Origin of the sequence: Flavobacterium sp. ACN2 (assembly GCF_002303885.1) — a bacterium.
Taxonomy (GTDB): domain Bacteria; phylum Bacteroidota; class Bacteroidia; order Flavobacteriales; family Flavobacteriaceae; genus Flavobacterium.
Genome location: NZ_MRCM01000006.1, coordinates 17,699 through 29,813, shown reverse-complemented (window position 1 = coordinate 29,813; position 12,115 = coordinate 17,699). Strand labels below are relative to the sequence as shown.

The 12,115-nt window shown below is 34.5% G+C and carries 14 protein-coding genes; 7 read left to right on the top strand and 7 right to left on the bottom strand.

Annotation, left to right across the window (positions count from 1 at the left end; genetic code table 11):
• Window positions 1-5: 5 nt before the first annotated feature.
• The 3 genes from BSF41_RS08800 to BSF41_RS08785 form a co-directional block, all read right to left on the bottom strand.
• Window positions 6-1,100 carry a sensor histidine kinase gene (locus tag BSF41_RS08800; RefSeq protein ID WP_095929133.1) on the bottom strand — a complete coding sequence of 365 codons (1,095 nt, stop codon included), beginning with the start codon at window positions 1,098-1,100 and terminating at the stop codon, window positions 6-8.
• A gap of 39 nt (window positions 1,101-1,139) precedes the next feature.
• The gene (locus BSF41_RS08795; RefSeq protein WP_095929132.1) at window positions 1,140-2,186 is read right to left on the bottom strand and encodes a beta-ketoacyl-ACP synthase III; all 1,047 of its coding nucleotides are present in this window, start codon (window positions 2,184-2,186) and stop codon (window positions 1,140-1,142) included.
• Window positions 2,187-2,789: 603 nt separating this feature from the next.
• The gene (locus BSF41_RS08785; RefSeq protein WP_095929130.1) at window positions 2,790-3,623 is read right to left on the bottom strand and encodes a universal stress protein; all 834 of its coding nucleotides are present in this window, start codon (window positions 3,621-3,623) and stop codon (window positions 2,790-2,792) included.
• Between the two features lie 215 nt (window positions 3,624-3,838).
• Here BSF41_RS08785 and BSF41_RS08780 point away from each other — a divergent pair, with 215 nt between their 5' ends.
• The 7 genes from BSF41_RS08780 (at window position 3,839) to BSF41_RS08750 (ending at window position 8,334) form a co-directional block, all read left to right on the top strand.
• Window positions 3,839-4,423: a Crp/Fnr family transcriptional regulator gene (locus BSF41_RS08780; RefSeq protein ID WP_095929129.1), complete on the top strand. Its 585-nt coding sequence runs from the start codon at window positions 3,839-3,841 to the stop codon at window positions 4,421-4,423.
• Between the two features lie 85 nt (window positions 4,424-4,508).
• On the top strand, window positions 4,509-5,042 hold the full coding sequence (locus BSF41_RS08775) for a YceI family protein (RefSeq protein ID WP_095929128.1): 534 nt from the start codon (window positions 4,509-4,511) through the stop codon (window positions 5,040-5,042).
• 12 nt (window positions 5,043-5,054) lie between these two features.
• Complete coding sequence (locus tag BSF41_RS08770; RefSeq protein WP_095929127.1) at window positions 5,055-5,273, top strand: 4-oxalocrotonate tautomerase family protein; 219 nt, start codon at window positions 5,055-5,057, stop codon at window positions 5,271-5,273.
• An 18-nt stretch (window positions 5,274-5,291) separates the two neighbouring features.
• Window positions 5,292-6,029 carry an SDR family NAD(P)-dependent oxidoreductase gene (locus BSF41_RS08765; protein ID WP_095929126.1) on the top strand — a complete coding sequence of 246 codons (738 nt, stop codon included), beginning with the start codon at window positions 5,292-5,294 and terminating at the stop codon, window positions 6,027-6,029.
• A 20-nt stretch (window positions 6,030-6,049) separates the two neighbouring features.
• A complete protein-coding gene (locus tag BSF41_RS08760; RefSeq protein ID WP_095929125.1) occupies window positions 6,050-6,424 on the top strand; it encodes a nuclear transport factor 2 family protein in 375 nt (124 codons plus the stop codon).
• Between the two features lie 6 nt (window positions 6,425-6,430).
• Window positions 6,431-7,492, top strand: a complete 1,062-nt coding sequence (locus BSF41_RS08755) for a nitronate monooxygenase family protein (protein ID WP_095929124.1) — start codon at window positions 6,431-6,433, stop codon at window positions 7,490-7,492.
• A 452-nt stretch (window positions 7,493-7,944) separates the two neighbouring features.
• On the top strand, window positions 7,945-8,334 hold the full coding sequence (locus tag BSF41_RS08750; RefSeq protein WP_095929123.1) for a DoxX family protein: 390 nt from the start codon (window positions 7,945-7,947) through the stop codon (window positions 8,332-8,334).
• Window positions 8,335-8,826: 492 nt separating this feature from the next.
• Here the strand turns inward: BSF41_RS08750 and BSF41_RS08745 are convergent, their stop codons facing one another.
• From BSF41_RS08745 to BSF41_RS08730, 4 genes are all read right to left on the bottom strand, one after another.
• On the bottom strand, window positions 8,827-9,594 hold the full coding sequence (locus BSF41_RS08745; RefSeq protein WP_095929122.1) for a LytTR family DNA-binding domain-containing protein: 768 nt from the start codon (window positions 9,592-9,594) through the stop codon (window positions 8,827-8,829).
• Window positions 9,575-10,591: a sensor histidine kinase gene (locus tag BSF41_RS08740; RefSeq protein ID WP_095929121.1), complete on the bottom strand. Its 1,017-nt coding sequence runs from the start codon at window positions 10,589-10,591 to the stop codon at window positions 9,575-9,577. The genes BSF41_RS08745 and BSF41_RS08740 overlap by 20 nt, the downstream gene beginning before the upstream one ends.
• A gap of 270 nt (window positions 10,592-10,861) precedes the next feature.
• Window positions 10,862-11,596, bottom strand: coding sequence for a thioredoxin family protein (locus tag BSF41_RS08735; RefSeq protein ID WP_095929120.1), 735 nt, complete (start codon window positions 11,594-11,596; stop codon window positions 10,862-10,864).
• A 104-nt stretch (window positions 11,597-11,700) separates the two neighbouring features.
• Window positions 11,701-12,111, bottom strand: coding sequence for an organic hydroperoxide resistance protein (locus BSF41_RS08730; protein WP_095929119.1), 411 nt, complete (start codon window positions 12,109-12,111; stop codon window positions 11,701-11,703).
• Window positions 12,112-12,115: the final 4 nt, after the last annotated feature.

The following is a 12,115-nucleotide window of genomic DNA, read 5'->3' as shown; positions in this document are numbered from 1 at the left end:
AACTTTTAAATTAATGGCAGACGTACCTCATAATAGCTGCTTGATTCATTAAAAATCGGCATTCTCTCAGATAAAATTTTATAACGAAATTCGATGTTTTTATTCCCTATTCCTGTTGAAGCCAAACTTTTTCCAGCGGTTCTCTGCAAGTTATTTCGAACAATAATATCACCAGAATCAGAAAAAACAGTAATGGTAAGCGGATTGGCCAAAGTGGCCATATTGTGTTTTACAGCATTTTCTACCAACAACTGCAAGGTTAATGGCGGTAAATGAAGTGCTAAAGAAGGAGAATCAACTTCAATTTTCAAATCGATTTTATCGCCTAATCTTTTCTTTAGTAAATAAAAATAAGCATTTAAGAATTCTATTTCCTCTTTTACAGTAATGGTATCTTTATTTGAATTGGAAATCATATAACGATATACTCTCGTTATATTTTCTAAGAACGAAGCCGCTTCTTTCTGATCTTCATAAATCAGCTCTGTCAAAGTGCTGAAATTATTGAACACAAAGTGCGGATCTAACTGCATCTTAAGAGATTCCAATTTTGAACGTGTTACCGATTCTTGAAGTTCTGATGCTTTAATTTTTAACTCGGCCGTTTCAATAGCGTTTAAACGCCATCTGTTTAGCAGAAATATTCCGGTATGAATGGCACTAATGAAAAGCGAGATAATCGCTGCCATAATTTTAGACTGCCAAATGGTAACCAAATCATTTTCTTCCAGCGCTGTACAAGGGTACAAATAATCCCAAAGGCAAGAAAAAAAGTAGTTTAAAAGTATGTTTCCAGCAATAAGACAAATAAACTGTGCTATTGCTCTAAATGCTGGATTTTGCTCCCAACTTATGTAGTAGTTTAATTTTCGGCCAACAAACAAAGTTAGTTCTGTAAGAATGGCGCAGTAAAGCAAAATGATGAAGATATCGAAGGTCTGATCTAAATCGAGCAAACCTTCCTCTTCAAAATTCCTATATGGATTTAGAAAATAATAGGACGAAAGATAGACCAAAAAAACGGCTGGAATTACTATAACCCTGTAGTATTTATAGAAAAAATTCTTGCCTGTTTTTTTATTTTGGTTCTTTCTACCCATTTATTCCCTCAACTGTAAAAATTGAAAAATCCTATCTTATTAGTGTTCTACTAGAACACCTTCTTCTTTTTTGTCTGCTTTTATGGTAGCAGTTGGATTTTTCTCACGCATAACGCCCCATTTTAAGCACGTTGCGCCCCAAGAAAATCCTGCACCAAAAGTAGTGATCAATACATTTTGTCCTTCTTTAAAATCATCTTTAAAATCCCATAAACACAACGGAACTGTTGCAGATGTTGTATTTCCGTAACGATCAATATTTACTTTTACTTTGTCAAAATCAATATTCAAGCTTTCGCTTACAGCATTAATGATTCTCAAATTTGCTTGATGCGGTACAACCCAATCAATTTTATCTGCTTCTAGTTCATTTTTTGCCAAAGCATCTTGCGAAACTTGGCTCATTGCTGCAACGGCTCTTTTAAATACAAAAGCACCGTCTTGTTTTAAATAATGCGTTCTGTGCAAAAGACTCTGCATAGAAGTTGGATTTCTAGAACCTCCAGCCGGTACAGCCAAAGAAGAAACTCCGCTTCCGTCTGTTTTTAGAATGGTTTTCATCAAACCAGCATCAGATTCTGTTTTTTCTAACAAAACTGCTCCTGCTCCATCTCCGAAAAGAATACAAGTATTACGGTCTTCATAATCTACGATAGAGCTCATTTTATCTGCTCCAACGATGATTAATTTTTTGTAACGACCGCTTTCGATCATGTTTGCTCCCATTTCTAGTGCATACAAAAATCCGCTGCAAGCCGCATTCATATCAATTCCAAAAGCATTTGTAAGTCCGCTTTTATCGCAAACAATACTTGCTGTTGGCGCTAAAATATGATCCGGAGTTGCTGTTGCTACCAACAGCGCTTCTATTTCTTCGCGATCTACCTTATAGTTTTCGATAAGATTTTCAATCGCTGCTGCGGCAAGATCAGATGTTGCTGTGTCGTCGTCTGCGATTCTACGTTCTCTAATTCCAGTTCTTTTAATGATCCATTCCTCCGATGTATCAACAGTTTCTGAAATCTTTTTATTGGTCAAAATTGATGATGGCACGAAACCACCTATTGCTGTAATAACTGCGCTCATTGTTTTTATTTTTTTTTAAGCTTTGTACTCTTAGAACGCAATGCTTAATACTTTTTCTCTTCTTTTACAGTCCAGCTCAATTAAGAACTGATGCGGGAAATAGAGTTGTATTCCTTAAAAAGCCGATTAAATCTGCTGGCAATATCATTTACTGAGAAATATTGTTTTAAAAAAACCTGAACAAGCTAAAATCATTATACAAAATCCAATTAAAATAAATTAAAAATATACACCAAGTGCTATCTCGGTATTACTTTGGAATAAAATCTTTAATTTATTTTATTTTTAAAATCATACAATGCTATTTCAGTTTGTAGATAATTCCCAATTATAGCTGTTGCCATACTGATAAAAAAACCTATTGCATTTAAGTTTTTAGAGTGCCACAAAATTAATTTAAAAAAATCTGAAACTAGCAGACAATTAAGAATAATTAACAAAACTGCCTTAAATGTTAAAATATATTTTTGAAATTCGGCATCAAGCACTAAAAATTATAGAATCCCTAAAATCAAAAAAAATCTGTTAAAATTTATTTTGATAAAATTTCTTCAAAAAAAACCTTGTAATTTTTATATCATTGTTTTTAAAACAAATTAATCTTTAATAATTTGGAAACGACAATAATGGAATATCTAGCCCTGCTGCCAAAATTCTAGTTTTACTTCTGTGGACCAAAGAATCCCAAAAACCGTATTTTTGAGGCACCATAATCAGCAAATCGGCCTCATAATTCTTTATTTCCTTCTTAATTTCGTTAATAACCGCATTCGATCTTACGGTTTTATAAAGATATTTTACGTCTTCAAATTCTTTTTCGATATTCGAATTCATTAAAATTCTGTGCTGCTCTTCTTTTAAATCGTCCAATTTTTCGTCTACGCTAAAAAATTCGATTTCTGCTCCAAAATCTCCTAAAGCATTTTTGATCCAGCTAAACTTTTTAATAGCCGAAAAACTCAAACTATCGCAGGCGTATAATACTTTTTTGATATTTAGGAAAAGGGCATTTTCAGGAACTGCCAAAACTGGAATTTGAAGATTCTTAATGGCTGTTGTAGTTGAATTTCCTAGTAATTCTTGTTCAAAAGAACGTTCTGCCATTCCCATTACAACAACATCTGCATTGGTTTCCTTGATAATTTTTGGAAGCTCATCTTCCAAAAAAGAATAGGTGCAAATTGCTGCTGTTTCAATTTTAAACGAATCTGCAATTTCTTTGGCTAAATTTTCTAGTCTAGAAATTGCTTTATCAATCTGTTTCTGCATTGCATCTGCAGTAATATGCGAGTTTGCACTGTGTACACTCAGCGAAAATGAATTAAATAAAACCAATTTTGCTCCTGTAGCTTTTGCAAGCCCAGCGGCATAATTAACTGCATTAGTGGCAATGGCAGAAAAATTTGTTGCGGCGATTATAGTAAGAGGTGAATTCATAAAATATAATTAAGCTTTTGCGCAAAATTGCTTAAATAAAGGCTTCAAGCATTTTTTATATAACTGAATGATCATTTTTAACGACTCAACCGTAAAATATCATTTCTGAAAAAACAGGCTTTCCTTTTTTGTTTCTTACTTTAAAAACCATAAAAAAATAATCGGCTCTGACCGTTTTAATATTTATTACTTTTACTTTTATTAAAACTTCAGCAATGGATGCCAAATCTTTATTAAAAGAGCATGTTTCTAAAATTGTCACCTTAACAGACGAACAGTTTGATTATTTCTTTTCGCATTTTAAAACAGAAACTTTTAAAAAAGGGCAAACTATTATTATTGAAAGTCAGGATGTTGACAAAGAGTATTTTGTAGTTTCGGGCTGTTTAAAGTCTTTTTATGTCAATGATGACGTAAAAATGTACATCCTACAGTTTGCTATGCCAACTTGGTGGGCTTCTGATTATGCGGCACTTTACAACAAAACTAAAGCTACAATTAATGTAGATTGTGTGTCGGATGTTGAAATTCTTTCTCTTTCAAATCAGGATCGAGAGAAAATCTGTAGTGAAATACACGAAATAGAACATTTTTTTAGATGGAGAACCAATCGCGGTTATGTCGCTTCTCAGAAAAGATTGCTTTCTTTTATGAATAATGACACCAAAACGAGATACGAAGAATTGCTTGCCCTCTATCCTGCCTTATACAATACTGTACCTAAACATTTAATCGCCGCTTATCTTGGTGTATCCAGAGAAACTTTAAGCCGATTGTACAACGCTTCTAAACCACATTGACGAATGTGATCTACATCACGTAATCTATTTTGAATACCGCCATTACTTTGTACTATAAATTAATAACAATTTAAAATACAGAATAATGGAAACTAAAAATTTTAAAATTTCGAATACTGAAAGTCAAGTAAACTGGATTGGAAAAAAAGTTACTGGACAACACAATGGAACAATTAATATCGAGAATGGTAATTTTACTTTTTCTAATGACGAACTTAGTGGAGGAAATGTCGTTATAGACACTACTTCTATCTCTATTCTTGATGTTACCGACTCTGCAACAAATCAGCAGTTTGCGGGACATTTGGCTTCTGAGGATTTCTTTTCTACAGACAAATTCAAAACTGCATCTTTAGACATTACGGCTGTTTCTAAACAATCTTCTTCAGCTTATTTTATCGAAGGCAATCTTACCATTAAAGCCATTACACATCCAATTGGTTTCAATTTGGAAGTGGAAAAAAATGAAAACGATTTGAAAGCTTCTGCTAAAATCATCGTTGACCGCACCAAATATGATATGAAATTCCGCTCTGGAAATTTCTTCACCAATCTTGGAGATACTTTGATTTACAACGAATTTGAATTACACGTAAACCTAACAGCAAAACTTGCTTAATACTTAGAAATCATGCCATATGTAAAAATTGAAGTAACTCGTGAAGGTGTTACAAGAGAACAAAAACAGCAGCTCATTTCTGGCATTACCCAATTAATAACTGATGTTTTGGACAAAGATCCGAGCCTTACACACATCGTGATTCAAGAAATAGAATTAGACGATTGGGGATTTGCAGGTGAACAGGTTTCTGTCTTGCGCGAAAGAGGCATTACAGCTCAAAAAAAATAATCATTTAAAATCAGAAAAATGAAAACAATTATAGTAACCGGTGCCTCAACAGGCATCGGTAAATCAATAGCTCAGTTATTTTTAGAAAAAGGCTACAATGTAGTGATCAATTCTGCCAATTTGCAGAATCTTGAAACTACTTTTAAAGAATTAGGACATGTGAATCAACTTGCAATGGTACACGGTGATGTAAGCAGTATTGCAACCGGAAAAGAATTAGTTGAAACTGCTTTAGACCGTTTCGGAAGTGTTGATGTATTGGTAAACAATGCGGGGATATTCCAGCCGCAAGCTTTCTTAGATGTTGAAGAACAAGACTTAGATCGTTTTTTAAACATTAATTTAAAAGGAACTTATTTTACAAGTCAAGCGGCTGTAAAACAAATGCTGCAACAAGGTGAAGGATCTATTATTAACATCGGAACTGTTTTAGTAGATCATGCCATCGACGGATTTCCTGCAACTGCGCCTATTTCTAGCAAAGGCGGCGTTCATGCCTTTACAAGACAACTTGCTGCAGAATTCGGAAAAAACAATATTAGAGTAAATGCGATTGCTCCAGGGATTATTAGAAGTCCGCTTCAAGCTAAAACAGGTGTCGATAATGCCGATAGTTTGGCAGGATTACATCTATTAAAACGAATTGGAGAAACCCACGATGTGGCGCAATTGGCTCTTTATTTGGCCGAAAGCAATTTTATAACTGGCGAAATCATTAATTTAGATGGCGGACACGTTGCTGGACACAGCATCTGATAACTTCAAAACTTAAAATCATGGAAAATTTTGGCACAAATGCAGCTCTGATTACAGCTGTGCTTATGAATTATTTTAACGGAATTTATACTGGTGATGTTCCTTTATTGCGAAGTGTGTTTCATCAAGAGGCAATTGTCGGTTTTGATATTAATGGGAAAACTCATTTTAAAACCGTAAATCAATATCTGGAAGGCGTAAAAAACCGTAAAAGTCCAAAGGAATTGGGAGAAGAATTCAAAATGAAAATCCTATCTTTAGAAATTATCAATAATACCGCTGTCGCGAAAGTTCAAGTTCCGATATTCGAGTATAATTATTATGACCTTTTAAGTCTTATCGTTGTTGATGGCAAATGGGTTATCAGTAACAAATTAGCAACTAAATTAAATTAAAATACAATGTGGAATTCAACCAAAATAACACAATTACTAGGTATTGAGTATCCAATTTTACAAGGTCCAATGGGCGGTGGTTTTTCAACTCCCGCTTTATTGGCTTCTGTAAGCAACGCAGGCGGATTAGGCAGTTATGGCGCTTACACACTCACACCTGAAGAAATTAGAGCCGCTGGAAGAGAAATTAAACTAGCTACTTCTAAACCTTACAATATCAATTTATGGGTTAATGATGTTGACAAAGAACTTCTAAATTATCCTCCAGAAAAACTGGAAAAGATAAAACAGAATTTTAAGCCTTATTTTGATGAATTAGGGATTCCGCTTCCTGATTTATCTTCGAACATTCCTTCTAAATTTGAAAAACAAGTAGAAGTTTTATTCGAACTCCAACCTGCTGTTTTCAGTTTTATTTTCGGAATTCCGTCAAAAGAAATACTGAAAGAAAGCCGAAAACTAGGCATAAAAACCATTGGCGCGGCAACAACTTTAGAAGAAGCGCTTGCTCTCGAAGATGCCGAAGTAGATGCGATTATCGCAGCAGGATTTGAAGCGGGCGGACACAGACCTTCTTTCTTAAAACCGGCACAAGATTCTTTTACAGGATTATTCAGTCTTGTACAGCAATTAAAAGCAAAAACTAAAACACCAATCATTGCTGCGGGCGGAATCATAGACGCAAAAGGAATCGCCGCCGCTCTAACCTTAGGCGCCGATGCTGTACAATTAGGAACTGCTTTTATGGTTACAGATGAATCGGGCGCTATACCTGTCCATAAAGAAATGCTTTTTACTCATCCGAATGTTCCAACTACGGTTTCAAAATCGCTTACAGGAAGAATGGGACGAATGATTAGCAATAAAATCTCTGACGCTGTTCCCTTTGAAACGGAAGTACTTCCTTTTCCTCTTCAAACCAAATTAATCGCTCCTTTAAAAGTGGCCGCACTCGCCCAAGGAAGAACCGACATGATTAGTTTTTGGTCGGGACAAAATACAAGCAATTTAAAATACCATAAAGCCAGCGAATTGATGCAGTATTTAATTGCTGAAATGTCGGTGTAGTTTTTTAACGCAAAGTTCGCGGAGGATTTTCGTAAAGCACGCTAAGTTTATTTAATCTCGCAAAGTCGCAGAGTCGCAAAGTTTTTTTACCTCTCGCAGATTTGGCAGATTGAGCAGATTATATTTTTAATATTAAAAAATCCCAATAAATCTGCCAAATCTGCGAGAGATAAATCCTTTTAATCTTTTTAATCTGTGGCTTTAAAAAATAAAAACTTTGCGCCTCTGCGACTTTGCGAGAATTTCATATCTTTTTTGTTCACATCGCTTTGCGAACTTAAATTCTACAGCATTTGTATAAAAAAAACCTTAGCGAACTTTGCGTTAAAAAATACCAAGCCCAGCAGCGTCCAGTTCACCCCGAAGTTTGTCCGCTTCAACATAATTTCGATTTCGTTTTTAAGGCTTTCAACGCACATTTGTACCGTTAAATAACTTTAAATATCAAAATCATGAACTCAAAAACAACAAAAATTATCTATTGGACAGGCGCAGTATTAACTTCTTTATGGTTTGGCGCAAGCGGTTTCTTCGAATTAACAAATAATCCATTGGTTTGGGGTATCACACAACAATTGGGTTATCCTGCACATTTCATTTACATCCTTGGCGTTTTTAAAGTAGCTGGTGTCATTACGCTTTTAATTCCGAACAAATTATTACGATTGAAAGAATGGGTTTTCGCAGGCGTATTTTTCGATATCATCTTTGCTTTCTTTTCCAAAATTGCCGTTTTAGGTTTTGGCGCTGCAACCGATGCTATTATTGCCTTTGTAATGGTTAGCGTAACGTATGCTATGTATAGAAAACTGTATACAGCAACTTATGCCCCAGTAGAATAAAATACTTATAGAACTTCAATAAAAATAAAAAAGCTTCAGCGGAGCGACATATATGAAAGATCATAAAAATATGTCACTCCTCCGGAGCTTTATATTGTAACTGTATACAATTGTCTACAAATATTTCGCTTCCCTGAAGCTTTCTCAAAAAAGAGCTAACCTTTTGAGACAGAATTCCAATAAAGCCAAATAAAAAAAGCTTCAACGGAGCGGAATATATTTGAGATTATAAAAAAAACATCACTCATCTAGAGCTTTATATTGTAACTGTATACAATTGTCTACAAATATTTCGCTTCTCTGAAGCTTACAAAAAAGAACTATCCTTTTAATATAGCCTCTACAAATTTTAATTTAATTTTCCCCAATGAAAAAGATCATTCTAATTCTCTGTTTTATACTTTCGGCTTTGTTTTTTATAAGCTGTTTTATGTTTCCAGGATTATAAAATCAAGCCAGTTAATTATCTGATAAAAAGAGAAATTAACTGGTTTATCGGTTTTCTAACCAGCTCAAAAATGCCGTTGCTTTTTCTTTTCCAACCAATAATTTTTCTTCTGTTGGAACACTTAGTTTTACAATTATTTTTCGCGAAAAATAATGTTCTGCTTCTCGAATAGCCGAAAAATTAACCAAATATTGTCTGTTGATTCTAAAGAACTGAATTGGCGATAAAAGCTTATGAATTTCGTCTAAAGACTGCGTTAAGGGATATTCGTTTTTGTCTAAAGTCATAATCGTTGGCGTTTCGTTTTTGATGAAGAAAAACGCAATATTCTCGGTTAAAACGGTTTGATATTTATTGTTTTTGAAAACTAAAAAACTGCTTTTCCCTTTATTTTCGCCATTTCTAGTCAATAAATAATCAAAATCGGGCATGGCTTTTTTATTTCTCTGAAAGAAGTTTTTCAATTCTCCCGCTTTCTTTAAAGCCTGCGAAATGCTGTCTCTAGAAAAAGGTTTTAGAACATAATCAATTCCGTTTGATTTGAATGCTTCGATGGCATAATCATCAAAAGCGGTACAGAAAATGACAGGCGACAAGACCTCAACATTCTTAAAAATCTCAAAACACTGACCGTCTGCCAGTTGAATATCCATAAAAATAAGATCTGGCTGATCGTTTTCTAAAAGATAATCTACTGCGCCGTCAATGCTTTGTATATAAGACAAAATCTGAACATCGGGTCTGATGCTCAGAATTAATTGACCAAGTGCTTTGGCCGTTTTTACTTCATCTTCAATTATTATGATAGTCATAATTTAGTGGTATTTTTACTTTAAAGGTAGTTTCGTCTTTTTCAATTTCAATTTCTTTATGAATCAGGTGCATAAAACGCTGGTTGATATTATCTAAACCAACACCTGTAGACACAGCGCCTCTTTTAAGCTGAATTTTATTTTCAACTACCAAAAACTCATTTTCTGTATAAAGCTTTATTTTGAGAGGTTTATCTAAAGAAACAACATTGTGTTTGATGCAGTTTTCAATTAATAATTGTAAAGTAAAAGGCGGAATTGCCGAATCGTACTGCTTTGGATCAATTTCATTTTCTAAAACAAATCCGTCTTCAAAACGCGCTTTCAGCAGATAAACGTATGAATCCAGAATTTGAATTTCTTCGCTCAGCGGAATCAAATCCATTTTTCGACTTTCAAGCGTAAAACGATAAAAATCGGATAATTTCAAGATAAAATCAGAACTCTGCGGATCTTGAATGTCGACCATAGATTTTAGCGTATTCAGACTATTAAATAAAAAATGCGGATTTACCTGTTGTTTCAATAATTCGTATTGAGCGCCAAGGTTTACCGCTTTTGTGCGTTCTAGCTCAACTCCCATTTGTTGCGTTTGGTAGTTTTGAAAAAGAAGATGCAAGAACATATAGACAATCAAGTTGATCAAAACTCCACGAAGTTCGAACATGATTGGCGCATCCATTTTTGAAACCTGAAACAGTTCCTGATGTGCGATTACCAAAATCACCATTAAGACAATCCCTAGAATAACACTCAGTAAAAGCTTCCAGTTAAAAAGGCTTTTATTGGCATGATTAGCAGAAAATTTTGGTAAACTATAAATATTGTAATACCATATAAAAAGGGAAAACAACAATGTAATCGAAGAGTTTATGACAATATCTCCAGATGTTGAACCGGCATCAAATAATTTAGGAATCGAAGCCAGAATCGCCAATGCAATCGAACTTCCCCAAATGACTTTGAGCGAAACCTGAAAACGTTTTGTTTTTTCCATATTGTAATTGGTTTGTTATGATCAAAGATAGGTTTATTTGAAAAAGATTTCACGCAGATTTTTAATGATTTTTGGAGATAAATTTTAATCTCGCAAAGTCGCAGAGACGCAAAGTTTTCAGTCTCGGGATGACAAACTGTGTGGAAAAATTGGAAGCAAAAAAACTAGTTCTTTGGTTCTGTGAATTTCTCTCGCAGATTTAGCAGATAAAACAGATTTTTTTATCTGCTAAATCTCCAAAATCTGCGAGAGAAAATTTTAATACTAAATCTAAGCCTTCTTAACTCCCAAAATAGCACCTGAATTCATATCTTGAACAAAACCAATGATTTCAAAATCCTGTGCATTATAATTTTTAGGAAGATGAATTGATGCTGTTCCTTTTTTGGCTTTGTTTAAATCTACAGATTGGAGATTACGAACAATTTGATAATGCGATAAAACCCGATGCGCATTCTCGCCTCTTTTTACATTGCTTTTAGCTTCTTTCTGAACAACTGCAAGCAATAAACGACTATTTTTTGAAGTGGCTTCGACGTTATAATTTACAGAAAGCGAATTCTCATTTTGATCTGCTTCTAAATTTAAACTCGCCGAAACTGGCTTTGAAAGCGCCGATTTAATTCCGTTTCTGAGACTCGTTTCCTGAGAACCGATAAAATCAGTTTTTCCATTAATAATTACTTGAGGCGTATAAATGGGTTCTTTTCCCATAAATTGGGCGTAATCGTATTGTCTTTTGGTAAAATCAGCATTGCTGAAAATATCTTTCCAACCTTGCTTGTCCCAATAATCGACATGATAAGCCAATACATAAACATTTTTATCTCGGTATTCATTCTGAATTTTTCCAAGCAATTCATCTGCTGGCGGACAGCTCGAACAGCCTTCGGAAGTATATAATTCTAAAAGTGCAAAACCTTTTGAGTTGTTTTGACTAAAAACGCTGTTTCCAATTAAAAAAAACAGCACTATAAACCCACTTAAAATTTTTATCTTTTTCATAATTAAATTTATTAAACCTGACAGGTTTTAAAATCCTGTCAGGTTTGTTGAGAGCTGAGTTATCGCATCAACTCATAACCCATAACTCATAACTTAAAACTCTTTTAAAGAATATTAATCTCAACGTTTATATTTCCTCTAGTCGCTTTAGAATATGGACAAGTCTGATGCGCTTGTGCCGCCAAAGTTTCTGCCGTTTGAGTATCAATTCCTGGAAGACTAATATTTAATCTTGCCTGAAGCGAATATTCTCCTTCTGTTACGCACAAATCTACTTCGGCATCTACAGCGGTTTCTGCTGGAAGTCTAACGCCAAGTTTAGAAGCCGCAATTCCTAAAGCTCCAATAAAACAAGCTGACCATCCCGCAGCAAACAATTGCTCCGGATTTGTTCCAGGACGTGAAGATCCGGGTGCGCTTAATTTGATATTCAATTGTTCGTCTGAACTTTGAGAAGCTCCTTCTCTACCGCCTGTTGTGTGTGTTTTTCCTGTGTATAAAATTTTTGTTTCCATGATT